At 32.4% G+C, this 23,426-nt stretch carries 19 protein-coding genes; 11 read left to right on the plus strand and 8 right to left on the minus strand.

Annotation, left to right across the window (positions count from 1 at the left end):
* Nucleotides 1-198: 198 nt before the first annotated feature.
* The 6 genes from F0000_RS00005 to F0000_RS00030 form a co-directional block, all read right to left on the minus strand.
* Complete coding sequence (locus F0000_RS00005) at nucleotides 199-873, minus strand: LytTR family DNA-binding domain-containing protein (RefSeq protein WP_149622635.1); 675 nt, start codon at nucleotides 871-873, stop codon at nucleotides 199-201.
* The gene (locus F0000_RS00010) at nucleotides 870-1,886 is read right to left on the minus strand and encodes a sensor histidine kinase (protein WP_149622636.1); all 1,017 of its coding nucleotides are present in this window, start codon (nucleotides 1,884-1,886) and stop codon (nucleotides 870-872) included. Before F0000_RS00010 ends, F0000_RS00005 begins: the two co-directional genes overlap by 4 nt.
* Nucleotides 1,886-4,309: an outer membrane beta-barrel family protein gene (locus F0000_RS00015; protein ID WP_149622637.1), complete on the minus strand. Its 2,424-nt coding sequence runs from the start codon at nucleotides 4,307-4,309 to the stop codon at nucleotides 1,886-1,888. Before F0000_RS00015 ends, F0000_RS00010 begins: the two co-directional genes overlap by 1 nt.
* A gap of 533 nt (nucleotides 4,310-4,842) precedes the next feature.
* Nucleotides 4,843-6,024 (minus strand): nuclear transport factor 2 family protein, encoded by a 1,182-nt coding sequence (locus tag F0000_RS28060; RefSeq protein WP_223148861.1) that lies wholly within the window; start codon nucleotides 6,022-6,024, stop codon nucleotides 4,843-4,845.
* Between the two features lie 228 nt (nucleotides 6,025-6,252).
* Nucleotides 6,253-7,410 carry an MFS transporter gene (locus F0000_RS00025; RefSeq protein WP_149622638.1) on the minus strand — a complete coding sequence of 386 codons (1,158 nt, stop codon included), beginning with the start codon at nucleotides 7,408-7,410 and terminating at the stop codon, nucleotides 6,253-6,255.
* A gap of 18 nt (nucleotides 7,411-7,428) precedes the next feature.
* Nucleotides 7,429-9,633, minus strand: a complete 2,205-nt coding sequence (locus F0000_RS00030) for a bifunctional alpha,alpha-trehalose-phosphate synthase (UDP-forming)/trehalose-phosphatase (protein ID WP_149622639.1) — start codon at nucleotides 9,631-9,633, stop codon at nucleotides 7,429-7,431.
* A 90-nt stretch (nucleotides 9,634-9,723) separates the two neighbouring features.
* Here F0000_RS00030 and F0000_RS00035 point away from each other — a divergent pair, with 90 nt between their 5' ends.
* The 8 genes from F0000_RS00035 (at nucleotide 9,724) to F0000_RS00070 (ending at nucleotide 18,031) form a co-directional block, all read left to right on the plus strand.
* The gene (locus F0000_RS00035; protein WP_149622640.1) at nucleotides 9,724-11,526 is read left to right on the plus strand and encodes a glycoside hydrolase family 15 protein; all 1,803 of its coding nucleotides are present in this window, start codon (nucleotides 9,724-9,726) and stop codon (nucleotides 11,524-11,526) included.
* A gap of 804 nt (nucleotides 11,527-12,330) precedes the next feature.
* On the plus strand, nucleotides 12,331-13,047 hold the full coding sequence (locus tag F0000_RS00040) for a PspA/IM30 family protein (RefSeq protein ID WP_149622641.1): 717 nt from the start codon (nucleotides 12,331-12,333) through the stop codon (nucleotides 13,045-13,047).
* A gap of 95 nt (nucleotides 13,048-13,142) precedes the next feature.
* Complete coding sequence (gene speD, locus F0000_RS00045) at nucleotides 13,143-13,520, plus strand: adenosylmethionine decarboxylase (protein ID WP_149622642.1); 378 nt, start codon at nucleotides 13,143-13,145, stop codon at nucleotides 13,518-13,520.
* Complete coding sequence (locus F0000_RS00050) at nucleotides 13,510-14,310, plus strand: ion transporter (protein WP_149622643.1); 801 nt, start codon at nucleotides 13,510-13,512, stop codon at nucleotides 14,308-14,310. The genes speD and F0000_RS00050 overlap by 11 nt, the downstream gene beginning before the upstream one ends.
* A gap of 5 nt (nucleotides 14,311-14,315) precedes the next feature.
* On the plus strand, nucleotides 14,316-14,849 hold the full coding sequence (locus F0000_RS00055; RefSeq protein WP_149622644.1) for a DUF4178 domain-containing protein: 534 nt from the start codon (nucleotides 14,316-14,318) through the stop codon (nucleotides 14,847-14,849).
* 10 nt (nucleotides 14,850-14,859) lie between these two features.
* A complete protein-coding gene (locus F0000_RS00060) occupies nucleotides 14,860-15,564 on the plus strand; it encodes a hypothetical protein (RefSeq protein ID WP_149622645.1) in 705 nt (234 codons plus the stop codon).
* Between the two features lie 33 nt (nucleotides 15,565-15,597).
* Nucleotides 15,598-16,467, plus strand: coding sequence for a DUF350 domain-containing protein (locus F0000_RS00065; protein WP_149622646.1), 870 nt, complete (start codon nucleotides 15,598-15,600; stop codon nucleotides 16,465-16,467).
* Between the two features lie 25 nt (nucleotides 16,468-16,492).
* A complete protein-coding gene (locus F0000_RS00070; protein WP_149622647.1) occupies nucleotides 16,493-18,031 on the plus strand; it encodes a polyamine aminopropyltransferase in 1,539 nt (512 codons plus the stop codon).
* A 12-nt stretch (nucleotides 18,032-18,043) separates the two neighbouring features.
* On the opposite strand, the gene F0000_RS00075 is transcribed toward F0000_RS00070, so the two are convergent.
* Nucleotides 18,044-19,555, minus strand: a complete 1,512-nt coding sequence (locus F0000_RS00075; protein WP_149622648.1) for an NAD(P)/FAD-dependent oxidoreductase — start codon at nucleotides 19,553-19,555, stop codon at nucleotides 18,044-18,046.
* A 9-nt stretch (nucleotides 19,556-19,564) separates the two neighbouring features.
* Nucleotides 19,565-21,106 (minus strand): polyamine aminopropyltransferase, encoded by a 1,542-nt coding sequence (locus F0000_RS00080; protein WP_149622649.1) that lies wholly within the window; start codon nucleotides 21,104-21,106, stop codon nucleotides 19,565-19,567.
* Nucleotides 21,107-21,287: 181 nt separating this feature from the next.
* On the opposite strand from F0000_RS00080, the gene F0000_RS00085 reads away from it, so the two are divergent.
* The 3 genes from F0000_RS00085 to F0000_RS00095 are packed head-to-tail and all read left to right on the plus strand — an operon-like array spanning nucleotide 21,288 to nucleotide 23,337.
* The gene (locus F0000_RS00085; RefSeq protein WP_149622650.1) at nucleotides 21,288-21,920 is read left to right on the plus strand and encodes a hypothetical protein; all 633 of its coding nucleotides are present in this window, start codon (nucleotides 21,288-21,290) and stop codon (nucleotides 21,918-21,920) included.
* 3 nt (nucleotides 21,921-21,923) lie between these two features.
* The gene (locus F0000_RS00090; RefSeq protein WP_149622651.1) at nucleotides 21,924-22,307 is read left to right on the plus strand and encodes a hypothetical protein; all 384 of its coding nucleotides are present in this window, start codon (nucleotides 21,924-21,926) and stop codon (nucleotides 22,305-22,307) included.
* Nucleotides 22,288-23,337, plus strand: coding sequence for a hypothetical protein (locus tag F0000_RS00095; protein ID WP_149622652.1), 1,050 nt, complete (start codon nucleotides 22,288-22,290; stop codon nucleotides 23,335-23,337). The genes F0000_RS00090 and F0000_RS00095 overlap by 20 nt, the downstream gene beginning before the upstream one ends.
* Nucleotides 23,338-23,426 lie beyond the last annotated feature (89 nt).

Below are 23,426 nucleotides of genomic sequence, written 5' to 3' on the forward strand. Positions count from 1 at the left end.
GGAAGGAATTTGATGTAATACGATTTATAACTAAAAATTTCGCATATTCATCGTTTCTTTTTCCTTTCTACTTCGTTTAAAAAATAAACCGTAGCTATAGCTATGCTTGATTTTTTTGCCTTGCATAAAGAAAAAATAATTCAATGAATTTATACGAATTTTTTAATCACAAATCGTATAAGTACTAGATTTATAACCTTATTTAATCTTTTTCAAAAAATCATCTTTGTAGGTCTTACCGATTGGAATTGCCTTATCGCTTATAAAAACCTGATTTCCATATATTTTTTTGATTTTGTCAATATTTATGATATACGAACGGTGTACTTGAATAAATCTAAAATTTTGCAATTTTTCATTCCAGTTGCGTAAACTATCCAAAATCAAAATATTCTTTTCTTCAGTGACCACATTAACGTAATCCACTTCAGCTTTTAAAAACAAAACATCATCGGCATTAATCTTGTACAAGGTTTTATCCGAATACAGAAATAGGTTTTTGTCAACTTCTTTATTTTGATGAATAGCATCATTTCGCACTCTTGTAACAGCTTTAAAAAAACGTTCGTAAGAAAAGGGCTTTAACAGATAATCAACGACCGCTTCTTCAAATGCTTCAATAGCATAGTTTGGAAATGCAGTAGTTACGATAACTTTTGGTGGGTTTGATATAGTTTTTAAAAATGAAAGTCCGTTTAATTCGGGCAATTGAATATCCAAAAACAAAACATCGATTTTTTGTAATTCTGCAATGGGTATGTTCAATCCTGTTTCATAAATACCGATACATTCGAGAAATGGTGTTTTTTTGATATAGTTTTTGAGCACTTTTTGTGCCGATTTCTCATCTTCCAAAATTAAACACTTAATCATAATTGTATGGTTAGCGAAACTTTGAATGTTTCGTCTTTTTTATTGATTTCCATTTTATACCTATCCGAGAACAATAATTGGAGCCTTTTTTTGGTATTTTCAAGCCCTATACCGCTTTCTTTCCAATCGGTGTCCAATTCGTTTCCTGAATTCTCCTTAAACGAATTTTCTACATAAAAAGTGAGTTTCCCATCTTTCAATCGTGTTTTCAAAATAATCAAATGCCCTTCGCCCGTTAACATACTACTATACTTAAAGGCATTTTCTACCAATGAAATAAATAGCAAAGGCGGAATTTTTTGTTCATAATCATCAATATCTTCCGACCAATCGACTAAAATTTTGTTGGATAACCGTTCTTCCTGTAAATTAATATAATCCTTTATATGGGTTATTTCCTTTTTTAAAGGGACATTGTTTTTTTGTCCTTCGGTCAGAATGTACCTAAAACTGTCGGAAAGTTTTAAAATTAAATCAGGTGTTTTATTATCCTTTTCCAAAGCACTCGCATAAATCGTATTCAGGGTATTGAACAAAAAGTGCGGATTTATCTGTCCTTTCAATACTCGCAATTCCGCTTCCTGATTTTTTACGGCGGCAATATCCAATTCTTGTTGTTTTTGATATAATTGTTTCAGAGAGTAAACGGCAAAAAATAAAATGGTCAAAGAAGTATAACTGATTACATTGGTTAATATTCCAGCCCAATAATTATGATAATCGCCTGAATGAAAAAAACCATCGAAGTAAAATTCGATATAGGCAAGTGCTATGAAGAATACCACAATAAAAGGTGCAATTTTCTTTTTGTTCTTCAACGAAAAAAACCAAAAATACATTACGTAAACAGGAATCATATTGAAAACCAAACCAACTAATTCGTGAATTAAACCCATTGAATAGCCACCTTCCCTGCCTAAATTTTCAATATAGGGATACAACAAAACAAGACACCAAAAAATTACGTGCATCAATGGTTCAAGTCTTATTATTTTTTGAAATGTCAGTTTCACTATTCTATTCTTTTTTGTTCGTTTTCCAAGCCTTGATTTCTATTTCTTGATTTTAAATTTTGGTTTCCAAAATTATAGGATAAGTTTATGCTTACTCTTCGGCTGTCCCTTCTTCCGTTTCCGAAATAGGTCAGACCGTCAAATTCTGCAACGCCTTCAAAATTGTTTGTATAAAAAATATCTGTTGCAACTAAACGAACGTTCAAATTTTCATTTAAAAATTTCCGTTGTAACCCCACGTCTATACTCCAAATAGGTTTCATTTTAAAATTGCCACCAAAGATATTTGGTCCATTATAATACCCTGAAATTTCGGCATTAAAGCCATTGCCCAATTTAAAGGAATTCTGTGAATAAATTTTATATGAAAAAACCTGTAGGTCGATTATGGCATCATCACCAAAATTTGCCTGATTGTCGATGTATGAAGAACTAAAATTAAAGTATGTTTTCAGCCAACTACTTACCTTTAACGATATGTTGGAATTAAATCCAAAAACCGTTTGGCTACCGAGATTTTCAAAAGTACTGAAAGTTGCTCTTGGGTCGTTTTCGTCTGGACCGACCAAACGCGTTATTTTATCCTTTGTTCTACTATAAAATATCTTGAAATTATAATTTGATGTATGCGAATATCCTATTTCAAAGTTATTCACGATTTCAGGACGCAAGAACGGATTCCCTTTTTCAAAGGACAATTGTGTGATTTGGTCTGTAAACGGATTCAGTAAAAAATAATTCGGTCTATTGATTCTACGACCGTAATTAAAGGAATAGTTGTTGTTTGTACTTGCTTGCCAAGTCAGTCCTACACTTGGAAACCAGTTTAAATAATCAAGTTTAACTGGCGGTTCATCCAATTCGGTAACAAAAGCCTGCAAATTGCCTTTGGCGTTGGTTTTTTCGACCCTTAAGCCTAACGAAAGATTCCATTTTTCAGAAAACGATTTTGAATAATTCAGATAATTGGCGAAGACGTTTTCAGCATAATTAAACAATCGGGAACGGTTGTTATTTCGTTGAAAGAAATCGTCTATTCCATCAAAAAACAGATATTTGTTTTCCGTAATTATTTTACTCGTTTTTGAGCCAATACCCAGAGTTCCTTCCCAAAATTTATACTCAAAATCAACTTTAAATGTAAAAATATCTATTTCAGTAGGTGCATCTATTTGGCTGATTTCTTCCAATAACAATTCATTTTCGCTATCAAAATATTCGTTAGGTTGAAACCGTTCCGATTCATTACGATATTTACCATAATCTAAATCTATATTCAATCGCTTTCCGTTTTTGTTTTCAAATAAATAATTGAGATTGTAGGTCTGACGTGCATTTTTTGCATTTGATGTTCCGTTAACCACCAAAAGGCTATCTATTTGATTTGGAGTATTTTGGTTTGAAATTTGTGTTTTAGACGGTGTGTTTCGGTCGTTTGCTCCTTGGTTTCCATTAATTAATATTCCAAGCGTGTGATTCTGTGCTAAAAAGAAATCCATTCCCAATCGAAAATTAAAGTCCTGAGAATTGCTTTTAAAATTGTTGGTTTCGAGTAAACGTAGTACATTTTGATAATTGTCAAAACTACTCTCGTTGAAACTATTATTTTCAGATATGCCAACCGTTGTAAAAACATTCAATTTCTTGTTGCGACAATTTCCGCTTGCATTGACATTATAATTTGCATATTGACCTTGACCATAAGTAGTTTTTAGCGTACCATTTATACCGAGATTTTTATCTTTTTTCAATCGAATATCAATAATACCTGCATTACCTTCGGCATCGTAACTAACATCAGGATTTGTAATAATTTCAAGTCTGTCAATCTGTTCGGAAGATATATTTTGCAAATAATTACTCAAATTATCGCCTGTCAAGGGCAGTCGTTTACCATCTATATAGACCAAAACCCCTGTACGCCCGAGAACACTAATATTGTTGTTGTTATCAATGGTAGCAACAGGTGCTTTTCGCAATAGCGAAATAACATCAAAACCGACACTATTCACGGTATTTTCAACATTGAATATCATACGATCTGGTTTGACGGAAATTACCGGTCTAGTAGCAGTTAAGGTAACTTCGTCCAATGTTTCCAAAGACGGTTTTAGGGTGTTTGTTCCCAAATCCAGTTTTTGATCCGCTTTTAATTCTATACTACTTGTTTTTAAATTGCCGTAACCGAGCGAAGAAAATTGTAAAAAATAAAAGCCTTTAGGTATTCCGTTTAGTTGATAAAGCCCTATTTCTGTTGTAATTCCAGCCTTTACCAAACTACTGTCCACCATTGAATATAAAATCACATTGGCGAATGGAATTGGGAGTTGTTTCTCATCTTGCAGATAACCGCTGACCATTGCGGACTGTGCCATTGCATATCCACAAAATAGAAATAATAGTAATTGTACTAGGATTCTCATAACAACTTCATTTTGAACTAAGGCAAAGCTGCCAAACAATTTTGCATTAAAAAACTTTAATCTGTTAACGGATTTTGTAGCTCTGCGAAAGAAAAGGGTTTTAAAAACAGCACATCGGACTTCATACTCGGGCGGAATGGATTCAGGACTTGCTTACTCGGATAGGTCGCAACAGAAGATAACATGGTATAAGAAAACATAAGGATTTTGGGATAAATCGTAAGGTCTGTATGTATTTACAAAGTCGCCAAATATAAAATTTACAACTATGGTTTTTATTTTATATTTTGATAGTTGTAGTCCTTCGGCGGGTGTTTACTATTAAAAAAAGAGCTTTTTTAATGAAATAGTTTTATTTTTTTCAGTAGAATTGGGGACTTCTGGTCTCGGTTTTAGTTAAAAAAAATTATAACAATACAGTTGTTAAAATGTTATTGAACTCATCTTGAGTACTGTTTTGACCTACAAAAGCTAAACTTTTCGGTTGAAAACCAATACTCAAGATGGGATCACTAGATACGTCCATTACGTTCTTACTCTAGGAAAGTAACTTTTGCAATTTTACCATTTTCTACTTCGTAGATCGCAACGGCATAATAGTGTTTGCCATTGATGGTTAAAAATTCTTCATCAATTACTTTATTGCCTGTCACAATTCTGTTTTTAATTTTGCAATTAAGATCAGGAGTTTTTTCAAAAAAGGAGGCGTATCCATTTCTCATATTTTCTTTTCCCTGATATTGCAATTGATTAGGGTATTTAAAAACTTTTATTGTATCGGCATAGGTGTCCAAAAAAGCATCAATATTTCGTGCATTATAGGCATCTAATTGTTTTTGTACAATATGCTCTGGCGAAACATCAGATACAAGTGCTAGCAGTGTTCCGGTTTGATTAGTTGCCATTCTGCTAATATTAGCAATTTCTTTATCAAGAAAAGAGTAGAAAAGACTCCACTTTTTATCTGTTTTGGGATTAAATTTAAAGATGTTATTTCCTTTGCCCATAAGAATAGTTCCATCAATTAACCAACACATATCTTCGGATTCTGGAATAGTATTAATAATTTTTTGGATCTCTCCTGTTACCGGATTTAGAGATTTGATCTCCCATTGTTCATTTTCTTTGCTGATATAGCTAATAAGATGAGAATTGGGGATTTTGTGTAGTGATCTTCCTATTGTATTCTGAAAAGTCTTATTAGTGTGTTCTTTTATATTCGAAACCACTAATGATAACCCTTCATTTTCAAGAACAGAGGAAACCAGTATGTCTTTATTAAACCAGGTTTGATATCCTACAACAAGATCTTTGATGAGAACGCTTGATTTTCCGGTTTTATATTCATACTTATAGACTAATTGCTTACCAGATGTATCCAGTCGAATAGCTGATATTGATTTTTGGTCAGGAATTTTAAGGGGAGAGTATTCACTTCCTCCAGGAGTTTGAGATATCCACGTTACTTGAGTATCCTTGATACTGTACCGAGCAATATCAGTTTGTTTATTTCTGGTAGAAGAAAACAAAATAATACTGTCCTTATAAAAAGAAGGTTGACTATCATAGCCTTTATTATTAGAAATATTTTTTTGATTCGTTAATTCCGAAACACCTTCTTTTGTAGAGATATCAAATAGATAAATTTCGGTATCAGACTGAGAAAGAGATATAAAAGAATTGAGTAGAATGAGAAAAGTAACACTTTTTTGCATGTTTTTAGTTCCTAAAATACACTGAAATAGTAAGTAATACCAAATCAATCATAAAAATAAACTAATATACGGGTTCATTTTCTCTTTTTCGTCATTGTAAAAAGCTTCTGTAGCTCAGGCTATGCAGGAATTTTATAGCTATACAAGATAAAAAATAAGCGTTGGATTTTCAACTTTTTTTATAATCAATCGGGTATAATTTCTTAGTTGTTTGTTGGGAGTAGTGGTTTATTGTTTTCTGGAGGCATATAATCCAACAATAGGACCGATGCCTAAAAATATATATAAATAGGTAGGTTCTATTAGTTCTATTAAAAAAGATAATAATTGAATACTCACTATGGTAATTGCAAAACCAATACTATTAATAATAGTGAGTCCTGTGCCCCTTAATTGTGCAGGAGCTGCGGCAGCTGCAAGGGTAGAGAATTGTGGTGAATCTGAAATGACGACCATTCCCCATAAGCATAGAGCTGTTAAAAATAAATCTATTGAAAGTTCAAATAGCAAAGGAGAACAGATACAAAAAATACCAGAGAGAATTAATGAGTATCTTGCTACCTTTCTGCTACCAATTCTCAAGGAAATATACCCACCAAGTATACATGAAATAAAACCGACAGCAATCACAATAAAAGACCAAAATGAAACCGGAATTGTCAGTTGTTTATGGTGGACATAGGTTTTGAGAATCAAAGGAACAAATCCCCAGAAGGTATATAGCTCCCACATATGTCCAAAATATCCCAATGCCGCTTTTCTAAAACTAATAATACTAAATAATTCTGTGATTACTCCTAATTGTAACTTAGATACGGATTTTCTATAGGGACCATTGGGGACAAAAAAATATATTAATAGTCCGCCTATTAATGCAAGAAGCGAAGTAGCCTGTATCACAATATAATAATCGCCATTCCACGATAACGATTTTAGTAAGTGCGGTAAAGCTGTACCAAGAACAAGAGCACCTACAAGGTATCCCAGCGCTTTGCCTAAACCTTCTTTATAATAATCCGATGCAATTTTCATCCCAACAGGGTATATCCCTGCCAGAAAAAAACCAGTTCCAAAACGAGCGGTCAATAAATTAAACACCGTAATATTTGGTATTAATAATACAATATTAGAAAGCGCTCCTAATATGGCACATACCATAAATATCTTAGAAGGGGAGAATCTATCGGATAATGTGAGTAACGCAAAGGTAAGTGTACCAATAATAAATCCAAGCTGAACCGAGGATAGTAAGTATCCTAAAATATTGAATTTTACACTAAACTGAGCTGCCAGATCATCAATAACAGCATTTCCTGCAAACCAGAGAGAGGTACAGAAAAATTGGGCAATAATAATGACAGGAAGAATGTAAAATTTTGGTTTCAAATAGTATTTTATTACAATTTAAGAGAATTCTTTTAATAATTGGTGTACTTGATGGGTATCTTCTACATAATATTTAGCAATCGTTTTTTTAAGTCCTACTTTTACAGTGTAAGATGAAGAAGGTAATTCTTTAAACATAAATTCATCAGTCCAGTCGTCTCCAATTGCAAATATAAAATCATATTCTTTGCCTGTGAGCATTTTACAAGCTGATTTCCCTTTGTCGATACCGCTGACTTTTATCTCTAAAACTTTATCGCCCTCTAATATTTCCAGGTTATGATTGGCAATTAAATGCTGAATTGTAGTTTTAAGCTCCATAGCTCTTAATTTTCCTAAATCCGGATCTACATTTCTAAAATGCCAGGCAAGAGAATAATTTTTTTCTTCGATTAGCGAACCTGGGGTTCTATCCGTAAAAGATTCCAGAACAGGTGCTATAGAACCAAACCAGTCATTATTGACACGTTCTAATAATTCCCACTCTTTATTGCTTTCTTTTAGCCAGGCACCATGCTCTGTGATTAATGTATACTCTTTATGACTAAACCATTTATCAAAAGTAGCTTTATCTCTTCCTGTAATGAGAATGAGCTTCGTATTAGGGGTTGCATGTATTTTATCTAAAATGTCAAATATTTTTTGGGTTGGTTTAGCATCTTCCGGTATTTTTTCAAAAGGCGCTAATGTTCCGTCATAGTCTAAGTATAATATTCTATTGGTAGCTTTAGAAAAACGAGATAGTATTTCTTCTTTAACAGAACTCGTCAATTTCTTTAAAGAATATTTTTTTAAAGTAGTTTTGGTCATTTCTAATGATTCCATAAAATCATTTGCCCATTTTTCTACATCATATCTTTTAAGACGCTTTTGTAAAGCACTATTTCTTTTAATCTGTTCTTCTTCGGGCATTTCTAGAGCAAACTTCAAAGTGTCTGCAATCTCTTCAAAATTATTTGGGTTTATAATTAGTGCCTCACTCATTTCTTTGGATGCCCCGGTCATCTCACTAAGAATTAATACTCCCTTCATATCCACCCTGGAGGCGATGTATTCTTTTGCTACTAAATTCATCCCATCTCTAATGGGTGTTAAGAGTGCTACTTCACTAGAAGTATATAAATCTATTAAATTTTCAAAAGGCATAGATCTATAGAAATACCATATAGGAGTCCAGCTTATTTCAGCAAACTTTCCATTAATCCTGCCAACTAGCTGGTCAATTTCGTTTTTTAATATTTGATATTGAGGCACATCTGATCTGGAGGGTACCGCGAGCATGACTAATCTTGCTTTTCCTTTGAACTGAGGATATTTGTCTAAAAAATATTCAAAAGCTCTAAGGCGATTAGCAATTCCTTTTGTATAGTCCAGTCGATCTATTGATAATATTAGTTTCGTTTGTTTACTATCCTGTAAATGTTTATCAATTTCCTGTTGTATTTCTGTTTTATCACCTTTTTCTTTCTGATCATGAATTTTGGCTGCATTATGAAATTTATCATAATCAATACCCATAGGAAAAGAATCTACTTTTATGATCCGATTATCTAATTGTACATTGTTAAAATTGATTTCATATCCTAGAATTCTCTGAACGGAGCTTAAAAAATGCCTTTCATAATCATAGGTGTGAAAACCAATAAGATTGGCGCCAAGCATCCCTTTTAATAATTCTTGTCTACACGGAATGGTTCTGAAAACCTCATAAGAAGGAAATGGGATATGTAAAAAGAATCCAATAGTTACATTTGGTTTTTGTTTACGAATCATTTCCGGAAGCAATAATAATTGATAATCATGAATCCATATCGTATCACCTTCTTCCAGATTTTCTAAAACAATATTCGCAAATTTTTGATTTACTGATTGATATGTTTCCCAATTTTCTTTATCAAATTCTGTATATTCCATAAAATAATGGAATAATGGCCAGAGGGTATTATTACTAAAACCATAATAAAACCCTTCTATTTCTAACTCTGACAAAGGGACTCCCAGGCATTGGTGCTTTTTTAAAGATTCGCTTACAAGATTTTGATTTTCAGTGTTTAAGGATTCTTCAGTAAGACCACTCCAACCTACCCAAATACTATCGCTTCCAGAGTGTACAGATTTCATGCCCGTTGCTAACCCTCCAACGCTTGGTGTTGCAGTAATAGAATCGTTATTAATTTCTAATTGTAATGGTAATCGATTTGAGATTATGATAGTTTTACTCATAAAGTGTGGTTAAAGTTGTTTGGCTAATGATGAATTGTTAAATTAGAAAAAAAATAAAGATACGTCTATTTAAAAGAATTTTAGAAGTCTATGAATAATTTAGATTATGGGATTATTGGAAACTGTAAAAGCGCAGCGTTAATTTCAAAAAACGGAGCTATTGACTGGTGTTGTTTGCCAAATTTTGATTCCTCTTCGGTCTTTGCAAAGATATTGGATGAAAAAAAAGGAGGAACTTTTGAGATTATAGTTTCTGAAGACTATAAAATTTCTCAGAAATATATTCATAAAACCAATATTCTGGTTACCGAATTTACAAACGGAACCGATAGTTTTGAGAGTATTGATTTTATGCCGAGATATCAAAAGGAAAATGGTTCTTATCATACTCCGGCAGATATTATACGATATATAAAGTTGATTTCGGGGACTCCTGTTTTTAAGGTTAATTATCAACCAAAACTAGAGTATGCTAAAGGAGAAACTCATTCTAAAAAAGCAAACAGATCTATAAAAAGTATTACAAACGATGAAAATTATGATACATTATATCTGTATTCTGATGTAGACTTAGACAAAATATTAAGAACAGAAGAGATTACATTAACAGAACACGCTTATTTTTTAATTAGTTATCATGAGAAAATTGTCGAACAATCATTAGAATTATGTTATTTAAAACTTCAAAGGACCCGCGTGTATTGGTTGAACTGGAGCGAGAAAACGACTTCTTATGCGGTATATAACGATCAAATTCTTAGGAGCGCGCTAGTATTAAAGCTATTGAGCTACGAGAAGTCAGGAGCCGTACTGGCAGCAGCCACCACTTCATTACCAGAAACAATAGGCGAAGTACGTAATTGGGATTATAGATTTTGCTGGATTCGTGATGCATCCATGGTAATTAAGGTAATTTCTGATCTCGGCCATAGGCAAGTTGCACAAAGCTTTCTTCAGTTTATCATTGATATTATACCGGATAAAGATGAGAAGATCCAGATTATGTATGGTATTAATGGTGAGAAAGAACTAACAGAGAAGACATTAGATCATCTTAGTGGATACAAAAATTCAAGTCCCGTAAGAACAGGTAATGCTGCGTATCATCAAAAACAAAACGATATTTATGGGATTCTGATGAATGTCATCTATCAGCAGTTTGTACAATTTGATTGTACAGAGGATGAAAGTGAAAGTTTATGGACAATTAGTAAAAGTATTGTACATATTGTCAATATAAACTGGGAGAAACCGGATAAGGGTATATGGGAGTTTAGAACTGAAGAAAGACATTTTACATTTTCTAAATTACTATGCTGGGTAGCCGTAGATCGTGCTATAAAAATAGGAGAGATCATCGATAAGACTAATAAAAACGAACGATGGATTGAGCTGAGAGATCGTATCTATAATGATATTTATGAAAATGCCTGGAACGAAGAAGTACAAGCATATACTCAATCTTATGGATCTGGTGATTTGGATGCCTCTACATTATTAATGGAATCCTATGGTTTCATTCACGCAAAAGACCCACGATTTATCAGTACGGTTAAGGCTACAGAAAAAGAATTGTGTAATGACGGTTTGATGTACAGATATAAAAATAAAGACGATTTTGGACTACCTTCTTCTTCTTTTACTATTTGTAGTTTTTGGTTCATTAACAGTTTACACAAAATAGGAGAAACTGAAAAAGCAAAATTACTGTTTGATCAGTTACTATCATATAGTAATCATTTAGGATTGTTTAGTGAAGATATTGATTTTAAGACAAAGAGGTTGCTTGGTAATTTTCCGCAGGCATATTCTCACTTGGCGCTTATAGAAACTGCTGTGAATTTTTCTGAAAGTATAAGAGATGAGGAAGAGCTTATAGAGACTGTTTTGTAAGTATTTGTTGAATGATTGATACCATCTTTTATGTGAAATTATGTATTAAGCACGATTTTTTTTTGCTAATCCTTCAAAGTTGATGTTTATTTCTATGACTTGTTTTCTGGACATACTTATTTGGTAAAAAGAGTATATGGTGCTTAAGACATGGGTTCGAAAGAATACTGAAATTATATTATATTCGCACGAGAAATAAAATTCATAGAAAGAAGGGCTATCGATGCTTTTTATTCTGAGGTGTGGGACAAAAAAAGTAATTTTGACAGGTAATTTCATCTAAGAAATGGGATTAATAACCTGAGTTCAATTATTAATATAGAAGATTAAAAACCGTCAATTCGAAACATCCAATAAAAATTTTATCCAGAGTTTAAACTGACGCGTAAAAGAATATGTCAATAGCTGTGCTTTTGAGGAAGGGAAAGCGATCGAAAATAGGTTTTAAGCCTAAAACACTTGTTTTTTGACACAAAAATCAGATCAGAATCTCACTCTACCTGATGCGCGTGGAATTAATAGAAATTCAGGTAATAGTACCTTTTTAGATTGTATATACTAAAGTTTTTTTGAGTTGTTCCTTTAAAAGAATTAATGTATGCTAATTAAAATAGCATATTGCTTTTGGTATTGATTTTATTGTTTTTTGTTAAGAGATATTAATCAATATAGTTTAGTGAGTTACATTAAATTTTTATTTAATGCTAAAAATATTAGCATTAAATAAAATATGTAGTATATTTGCATATAAATAATGTAAAATGTTGTAATGTGCGCATTACAAGCTAATAAATATAGATAAATATGAGTTTGTTTAAAAGGTTATTTACCATAGGAAAGGCAGAGGCAAATGCAGTAGCAGATAAGTTAGAAGATCCTATAAAAATGACGGAGCAAGGTATCAGGGATATGAAAAAGGATCTGGAAGATAGTTTAAAAGCACTAGCAGAAGTTAAGGCTTTAGAAATTAGATCTAAAAATGAAATCACAAAGGAAACTCAAATAGCTTTGGATTATGAAAAAAAGGCAGTGCTATTACTTCAAAAAGCAGCAAATGGGCAAATAGCTTCTGATGAAGCGGATCGTTTAGCAAGCCAGGCATTACAAAAGAAATCAGCATCAGAAGAACAGGTAGAAAGAATATCAAAAGAACAATTACTGTTTAGTCAAAATGTAACTAAGCTAGAGCATACTGTCAAAGAATTGAAGAATAATATTAATTCCTGGGAGAACGAATTAAAAACGTTGAAAGCCAGAGTTAAAGTAGCATCTGCTACTAAAAATTTAAATAAACAAATTTCAGCAATCGATTCTTCTAATACCATTTCTCTATTAGAAAAAATGAAAGAAAAAGTAGCTGAAGAAGAAGCATTGTCTGAGGCTTATGGAACGATCGCCAATACTGGGAAATCTATAGATGATGAGATAAATGATGTGTTAAAAGATGGTACAGAAAGTAAAGTATCGGATAGTTTGGCAGCATTAAAAGCAAAAATAAACACAAATAAAAAAGATACTTAATCAGCTAAAGTTAAACCTGTCTATAACAGATTTATAAGTTATCTTGTGAATCATTACAGTTGCTAATGCTTAAAAAAAATAGCTCACTACATTTAATGAATGGACTAGGATTGCACATACTTATGGAGTTTCACGAATGTTCTATTGATATTCTTGATAAATTAGACACCTTAGAAGAGACAATGAATGAAGCTGCAATGGTTGCGGGAGCAACGATAATAAAATCAATATTTCATCAATTTGCGCCTCAGGGGGTAACAGGTGTTGTGGTTATTGCCGAAAGTCATTTAGCAATACATACTTGGCCAGAACATGGGTATGCTGCAGTAGATTTTTTTACTTGTAATGCTGAAATGAATTATCAAATGTCTTATCAACTCATTGCCGAAGCGTTAAGATCTAACAAACATAGTTATAAAAGTATAGAACGAGGTTTGATAACTAACAGTAGAAAGCAACTAAATGAATTATAATAGATTTAAGAAAAGAACCTATGAAATTCTGGAAAAAGGAGAGATAAATGATACATGGAGCAGGAGAGTAGACCTGTTTATTGTTTATTTAATCTTTATAAATGTTCTTGCAGTTGTTCTGGAGTCTATTCATTCATTAAAAGAAGAATATAAGTTCATTTTTGATTTTATAGAATTATTTTCTATTTGTGTTTTTAGCATAGAATACATTTTTAGAATATGGTCCATTACAGAGAATGAAAAATATTCAAAACCAATACTAGGAAGATTAAAATATTTGTTCTCTTTTTTTAGTGTAATTGATTTATTAGCAGTGCTACCAGCTTATATTCCTTTGTTTGTAGGTGTAGATGCCAGAATAATCAGAGGGGTTAGATTAATTAGGTTGTTTAGAATTTTAAAATTGTCAAGATATAATAGAGCTTTTAGCCATATTCGTTATGTAATCTTGGCTAAAAAAGAAGAATTGGTGATTTCGCTTTTTGCAGTGTTAACATTGCTGGTTATTTCATCAAGTCTCATGTATTTTGTCGAGAATGAAGCACAGCCAGATGCTTTTTCGAGTATACCGGCAACTATGTGGTGGGGAGTAGCGACCCTTACAACAGTAGGATATGGTGATGTATATCCTATTACGGGCTTAGGAAAATTTATGGCAGGGATTATGGCGATTTTAGGAGTGGGCTTATTTGCATTACCAGCGGGTATTTTGGCAAATGGATTTGGAGGCACATTAGAAAAAAGAAATCAAAAAATGACGTGCAAACATTGTGGTAAAGATATAAATTAATTGATATGGGAATATTTGATTTTTTCAAAAAAGACAAAAAAGAGAGTGTAGTTGATTTCACAGTAAACACCCTCAAAAAAGGATACATACTTGATTATTTTTTAAAGACTTGGGAAGTAAAAAGTGTTTATCTTTATGATTGGGGGAATAATTCATTCGCGAGAGAGTATTTTCTGGATTCGGGAGATGAAACCCTTTACCTCTATGTAGAAGAGGATGATGAATCAATATGCTCTATTTGGGAAAAAATTGATATACTGGATATTCAGCCTAACTTGATAGAAGTAATAACATCTACTGATGAAGCCCCAAAAACTATTAACTATAATACGGTTGATTTTATAAGGATTGATGCTAGTATGGGGCATTGTAATGAAGAAGGAGCAGATGATGAATATGAAGAACTTGTAAGCTGGACGTATCAAAATAGAGAAACCAAAGAATTGATTTCTATAAATAGAGTTGGTGAAGAAGAGTTTGAAGTATCTCAAGGTAATTATGTTAAAGAATTTGAATTTTCAAATATTCTTCCAAGATAAAAATAGAGAAATGTGCATATCAAATTTTGTAAAAATAACAGTGATAGGATTTTTTGTTTTTGGCTTTGCTACAAGTTGTGGAACAAAAAAATTTAAAAAAAGCCCATTAGACAATTATATTGTAGAGAATAGCCAGGAAAAACAGTTCTCCGTAATTCTAGAAGATATGGATGTCAGTGGTACTTTTTTTAATACGTACCAACATAAATATAGAGTTATTAAGCATAAAGAAGATGATACGCCCTATGAACAAGTTTCGGATTGGATTGAAGTAGATGAAAAGTTTTTTGCAAGGCACGAAGATAATTTGGGGATGGTAATTTTAGAAAAAAAAGACCAGGGAAAGATTTCTAAAGTTGCAGCACCACCTGGATATGGATATGTGGGTGATAGTAGATATGGTGAATGGAGAACTCATAATGGCAGTACTTTTTGGGGATTCTACGGGCGATATATGTTTATGAGTCAGATGTTTGGTATGATTAATAGACCTGTTTATAGAAATGACTACGATACCTATCGGGGTGGTGGATACTACGGGTCAAGAAATTACTACGGTCCCAAAAAAGGAAGTGGTTCACTTTATGGCACAAATTCACAGCAAACCAGAAAAGAAAAGCCTAATTTCTTTAGACGGAGAGCTGCTAATACAGGTTGGTCGTCATCAAGAAACAGATCGGGGAGTAGATCAAGAAGTACAGGTTTCGGTAAATGATTTTTTATAATACATTATTAATTCTATAAAGATATGCAGTTTAATTTTTTGGAAACTCTAGATAACCTGATTACAGCATTAATCTATTTAGTCATAAGTTTTGCCTTGTTCTTTATTGGTAAAAAAATATACCAACTGTTTCATAGAGATATTAATATGGATCAGGAATTGGTAGAAAAAGATAATTTGGCGTTTTCATTTGCAAATGTTGGCTACTACATTGGATTGGTGATTATAATATCTGCCGTATATTCTGGTGAAGGGATTGGTCATATTGTAGATGACCTAATAGAAGTTGGTATATATGGCTTGCTGTCCATTATTTTGTTGAATGTATCAATTTTGATTTCAGACAAATTAGTATTAAGAAAGTTTTCGATTAAAAAGGAAATTGTAGAGGATCAAAATGTCGGTGTTGGTATTCTGGAAGGAGCTATATGTATTGCAAATAGTTTAGTGATATATGGCGTAATTGTAGAAAATCACGATAATTTTTTGGAAATACTGATACTTTGGGTGATTTCACAGTTTGTTTTGGCATTAGTAAGTGTTGTGTATAATAAGATAACATCATATGATATCCATGAGCATATTAAAAATGATAATGTGGCTGTAGGTATAGGTTTTTCTGGAGCTATAATTGCTGTTGCTAATCTTATACGCTTTGGAGCGCAAATGGAAGCTGATAGTTGGATTATTGTTGGAGAAAACTTACTATTAGAAACGGGGATAGGTTTATTATTACTGCCCTTGGCTAGATTTTTAACCGATAAAATACTGCTTCCCAAAAGAAATCTTACTGACGAAATTATAAATCAAGAAAAACCCAACAATGGAGCTGCAATTATTGAAGCTTTTTCATATATAGGTGGATCAATACTTATCTGTCTGAGTTTTACATAAGATTCCTTCTCTTTTTTAAAACATTATGTTAAAAACAAATAAGAGTTTTTGGCTTAAAATTGCCATTTTTGCGACAGGTATTTCTGGGTTGACCTCAGAATTTATATTGTCTACACTGGCATCTTATTTTATCGGAAACGTAATAGTACAATGGACTATTACATTATCTATAATGCTATTTGCCATGGGTATTGGTAGTCGCATGAGTCGATTGGTAACTAAACGGATACTACTTACATTTCTGCTTATAGAATTTTCATTATCTGTTCTGATTAGCTTTTCTCCATTATTGGTATATGCCATAGCTGCAAAAACAGCATTTATACACATCATTATTTACGGACTGGCATTATTAGTAGGTTTTTGTATTGGATTCGAAATCCCGTTGGCAACAAGACTCAATGAAACTTATGAATCACTACATAAAAATATATCGAATATTATGTCCTGGGATTATATAGGAAGTCTAATAGGCGGTTTGTTATTTGCATTTTGGGGGCTGCCAGAATTAGGAATTACGAATACCGCGTTTATTTTTGGAACCTTGAATTTTGTAGTCGCTATACTCTTATTCTGGCATTATAAAAGTATATTGAGTACAGAAAAAAAATGGGTAACGATAAGTATATTAGCACTTACAGCAATACTTAGTATTGGATTTATTGCATCAGAAGATATAATTTTGTACGGAGAACAATCCAGGTATAAAGATAAGATAGTATATCAGAAACAATCCAAATATCAGCACATTACGGTCACGCAATGGAAAGAGCATTATTGGTTATACATTAACGGAAATCAACAGTTAAGTACTTTTGATGAGTTTTTATACCATGAACCCATGGTACATCCAATTATGGCACTAACTCCAGAACATAAAAATATCCTGATTATAGGTGGGGGAGATGGTTTTAATGTAAAAGAATTGTTGAAGTATAAAGAGGTACGTACGATTACAGTTGTAGATTTAGATCCAGCGATGACACAGCTGGGAAAGGAGTTTGAAGGGATCGTGAAATATAATAAATCATCATTACATGACCCTAAAGTAACCATTATTAATGATGACGGATTTACTTTCTTAGAAAAAAATGACACCTATTATGACGTTATTATAGTAGACTTACCCGATGCTAAAACTATTGAAATTAATAAGCTCTATTCTTTGGAGTTTTATCATTTAGTTCATCGTGCATTGCGACCTAATGGTCATATTATTACACAGGCAGGGAGTCCTTATTATGCAACAAAAGCATTTTATTGTATTGATAAAACCATGAAAACAGCTGGTTTTACAACTTTACAGATGCACAATCAGGTTTTAACCTTAGGAGAGTGGGGATGGATTTTGGGGAGTAAAAAGTATACCAAAGAACGAATGATAGAAAAGTTACAGCAATCCTCTTTTAAAAACCTTAATAACAAGTGGCTTAATAAAGAAGCGATAGATTTAATCACCTCTTTTGGGAAACCTCTTATAGATACTTCTAAGGTTGAAATTAATACAATTAATTCGCCCATGCTTTATAAATACTATCTGGATGGTAATTGGGATATGTATTAAAAACGTTTGGATTTACAAGTTCGAAACCATTCTTGAAGCTTGTATTCCAGAATCCAGTGCATCAAATAAGAGAGGTAAACGCCCAGTGTCTGCTCCGGCAAAAGCCATACCATCCATTAATAAATTTCGAGATTTAGTCAAATAGCCGGGCTTAGGAATTGGCATAGCATGTCCTAATAATTTAATATATACTTCTTTTACAGCAATAGTAATATCCTTTTTGTAGTATGTAGATATTTTTTGTAGCGTTTGCTGAACTATACCGTCATAAGATGTTTCGAGATTTTGGATACTGTAATGATGCATATCCGGAAAACAGTAATATGCAGTAAGAACACGTGGATGCTCTTTACTTTGGATTTTAGAATCAGTAAAACCTAAAAATGTTGTGTCCTTTGATATAAAATCATTTTGCCATTTGCTATTTGGTAATTCAATAGTATCATTAAGGACCACATTAATAATTACCCACGGCGTATAAGAAATATCGTTAAACTGCTCAAATGATGTAGGGTTGGTATACTGTAAAGCATGCTTTTGACCAGAGTAAATTAAGGTATTAGCGATTACTTTTTTTCTTAGCATATTTTTGATATCTACTATATCTACATGCCATTTTTTATTTTCTTTTTTTAGCCCAAAAACCAGATGATTACATTGTATATTACCAGAAGGAATATGGTTCTTCATTTTATCAATAAAATAGTAATTTCCTTCTGTAGGCGAAAACAAGGATATGTTTTTGTTCGTATAATATGGCCTACACATATAATAATGAATACCAGCCAACGCAGAAATTTGTTTGGTAGTACCTCCGTAATCATCCATCATTTGATAGTCGATAGCGTTTATAAATGTACTATCAACAGGTAAATATTTATTGAGATATTCATAAAATGTAGTATGATCGAGATAATAGAGGTCTGAGGGTATTAAAGTGCTTGGTAGAAGAAGCTTACCATTAAAACTGTGAATTAAATCAAAAAAGTTCTTTCGGAGTTCTGAATTTAACAAAACAGAAGATTTCATTTCTCCATGTACATAACAAGATTCTTCCTGATGAGGGGCTACAAGGTGTTGTTGATCTACAAAATCCCATAAATTAGTATGCGTATTGAATTGTATTATATCGAGCCTTTCTAGTAGTTGTAAACCTTCTTGTCCATAATTATGTAAATATGTATGTTCATAATGAGCTCCCTGGGAATAAAGAACATTGTCAATAGATATAGCACTCGATGTGCCTCCTAACTGTGAATTTAATTCACAAACTATAAAATCATTTGACTGTAAAGAGCAAGCAGCGGCCAATCCGGATATTCCTCCTCCCACAACGAGAGTCTCTGTTGTTACTTTAGCCGTTACAGGTAGTTGAATTGCAGACTTAACAAGATGTCCTGTTGTACGATTAGAATCAATATGGATAGGGAAATTAAGTTTGGGAGTAACTTTTTTAGTTGATTTTTCACAAGCAGCTATTGTAATTAGTCCTCCACTAAGGTATAAAAATTGACGTCTATCCATAGTTATATACTATAAAAATTTGGCCCATGTACCATCCAGATAATACTTATAAAGTACAGGATTACGCACCGTATTAACTTCTACACTATCTATTTTAATTAAATCCCTGCCAAAAGAGGTCATCAAATTCATGGATTCATTCGTAATCCATTCTACATCGAGATCATCAAAATTCATATTCAAAAGCCTTTCTTTGAGCTTGTTTTTAGTTTCTTGCTTGGATCCGATCACCCATCCCCATTCTCCAAATGAGTATACGTGATTGCGAATAGGGAGTACATTAAACCCCGAATCACCTATAGTTTTTTCGATAGATCGAAATGCTTTGGTGGTGTAGTAAGGGCTAACGGCCTGTGTTATGATATGCCCAAAAGGACGAAGTCTACGATGGCAAAGTCGATAAAATTCTTTGGTATATACCCTATTCAAATCTATACTTTTGGGGTCTGGAAAATCCAGAATCATTACGTCATAGAATGCAGTAGTGTTTTCTAAAAACTGAAATGCATCTTGATTCACTACCCTTACTTTTGGGTCATAATAAGCACTATCATTCATGGTTGTGAAAATCTCATTTGTTTTTCCGATTTTTGTCATTTCGGGATCAATATCGACCAATGTAATTTGTTCTACATTCTTATATTTTAAAACCTCCCTGATAGCACAACCATCCCCAGCTCCAAGAATTAGTACATTGCGGGGATCTTTTGTTAATTTCATGACAGGATGAACTAAAGGTTCATGGTATAAAAATTCATCAAATGTGCAGAGTTGTTTACTCGAATTTAAGTATAACCAATAATGCTCTTTCCATTGCGTAATCGTAATTTTTTGATAACGTGTTTGTTTAGAAAACACCACTTTGTCATTATATCTTTTTTGTTCGCCATACAACACAATTTCATCTGCATTGTAGCTTAAAAATAGAATAATACATAATATAACCGGAATGGTAATAGTAAAAGGTAATCTATAAGAAATATCAATATAATTTTTGAGACGTATAAAGAGCGCAATAGCTACCAGAAAATTGACACCTCCAAGGATAAAAGGTGTGTGGGTTAAACCCAAAAAAGGTAACCCGATAAATACAAAAAACAAACCACCAATGAGGCTGCCATAATAGTCATTTTCCATAACACCGGCAATATTAGTTCTTAGCTCTTCATTTTCTTCATTGATACGGGTTACTAATGGAATCTCCATACCAATTAATAACCCAATAGAAATACTAAAACTATATATAACGACACCTATATTTTCTGTCATTCCCATTAAAAAATACGTAGCGAGTGCTGCGGTAGAGGTGAGTATGGATAATAAAAACTCTGCGATTAGAAATTTTTCCAAAATTTTGGTAGTAAAGAATGTGCTTAATCTACTTCCTACTCCCATAGAAAATAACATAATAGACAGTATCATCGTCCACTGAAATACAGAATCTCCAAGGAAATAAGTAGCCAAAGTAGATAGAATATACTCTGCTACAATTCCGGAGAGCCCAGTAGCAAATAGTGCTAGTTTAAGAATTCTAGACTTTTTTTGTAACAATGGATATGATATAATTAGGGTTTACAATGAGATGTGTATAATATTTTCAAAATTACATAGAAAAAAATGAAAGAAAGAATATAAAATTTAAAAGATATTCTAGTAGTAACCTTATTAAATGTTTAGTTTTGAGTAAAACCCCGAAGTAGTAATCTCATAACAGTAGGTGTATTAAAAAATTATGACAAATAAAATATTCGGAGCACATTATTTTCATACAAAAAATCAGGATATATTTGAAAGTGATCTAAATCAACTTTATTTTTTTACTTCTTATATAGGAGGTCAGGAAATAGAAGTAGCAAAAGGAGATTGTGTTTATTATTTTGATAATCAATTAAAAGAGGTAAAAGTACAAAAAGGGCCTTGCATAATAAACTCAAAATATCTGGCAACCGTAATTCGGGGGTATATGCATCCCAATGCTAGTTTTTCTCTGGATGGAGTTACCACACTACCTTATGTTAATGGATGTTCTACAAAACAATTATTTCCTCCCATTAGATTAGGCGATCCCACATTACAATACCTTAAGATGCCTCCTTTTAGCAAAGAACAAGAGCATCATATCCATTCAACCTTTCGGGTTGTTCTTATCTTAGCAGGTGTAGGAAAAAGTATTGTAGGGATAGAAAACAGAAATGTAGTAACAGATTTAGAGCCTGGTGCTGTATGTATACTAGAGCCAATGTGTCCTCATCATTTCGAAACAAATACTGAAAACCCATTGATAGCAGTACCTTTACATATTTATTCTTCAGTAGGTGCATTAGAAAAAAACCATCCAATGTTTAATGGAACTGTAATGATATAACTAATGGAAAATGAAAAAATAGATAAAATCATTAATGATTTTTTAAAAGAATTCAATCAGATGTGTACAACAACCAGAAGAGATTTTTTAATACGAGAAAGAATCGTTACCTACGAGCATGGTTCTTCGGTTAAGAGGTATGATATAACACATCAAGTGAGAAGAAGAAATAATGAATGGCTTATAGAGGGGGTGAGCAGTATTTTTTGGATTTTTAAAAAACGATTTCCATTATTAAAAATCAGCAGGAAAAACGATCGTATTAGTTTTAAGGGCTTGTTTACAGCTGCTTTTTCTGATTTTGATGTGTCACTTATAGAGAGTAAACTAAAAGAATACATGGAAATATGTAAAAAACAACCTAAAGATGTCTTTGTCAAATCCTGATAGTCAATTGTATTATTTATCCAAAAAACAATTGTTTAATACGCACTTATGGAAAAAAAAGGCAAATCCCATATATTTAAAAAGTTGTGAGTTTTTTGGGGCACTATTGATAGATCGAACAGAGACTATTGATGCCGGAATTGATTTTAAAATTATTGATCAGATCCCCAATGAAACAAATACGGATTTATCCTTTAGTAAAATATGCGATATTAGAGCAGCTGGGATTACTAGTTCTGCAAAGGGTAAGTTAAAAGTGCTATGGTCTGGAGGGATAGACTCTACGGTTGCATTGATTTCTTTAATCAAGGATTTGACAGCTACCGATGATATCGATCGGCTAAATGTATTATTATCAAAAGAATCGATTATTGAATATCCAGGTTTTTTTAAAGATGTAATAAAAGATAAACTGAATTATGAAATTATTCAAACCTGTATCATAGCTCATATTTCTGCAGATGAAGTCATTATTTCGGGAGAACATGGAGACCAGCTTTTCGGAAGTGATAAGCTTAAATATTCGATTATTACGGGAGATGCTTATAGTCCATATACTGAAATCCTAGATTTTATTATAACCAGAAAACTAGGAACATATAAGTATACAAATAGAATTATTGATTTTATAGAGCCGCAGCTTAAGAAATCTCCAATCGAAATAATAACATTGTTTGATTATTTATGGTGGTTGAATTTTTCATTAAAATGGCAAACTGTTTCTATGAGATTAGTTCATGGGATCAATCGTAATCATTATGATTTAGAGTCAACAGTATTTCATTTTTTCAAAAGTGAAAATTTTCAAAAATGGTCGATGAGTAACCATAAGTATAAAATAAAAAAGGAATGGAATTCATATAAATATGTTGCCAAAGAATATATTTATCAGTTTCATCCAGACGATTTTTATTTAATCAAAAAAGAAAAAGAACAATCACTAAAAGAAGTACTTGTAAATAGTGACACAAAATTGGGATTTATGAAGCGTTTTAATATGGTAAAATCAAGTTTTTCATTTCAAAAATAAAATATATGGATCTGGAGTATCTTATATGCATATCAATTTGTACACTAAATAATTTTTAAAACACTCTTAATACGATTTACGAATAAAAA

Source organism: Aquimarina sp. RZ0 (assembly GCF_008370685.1).
In the GTDB taxonomy this organism is placed as follows: domain Bacteria; phylum Bacteroidota; class Bacteroidia; order Flavobacteriales; family Flavobacteriaceae; genus Aquimarina.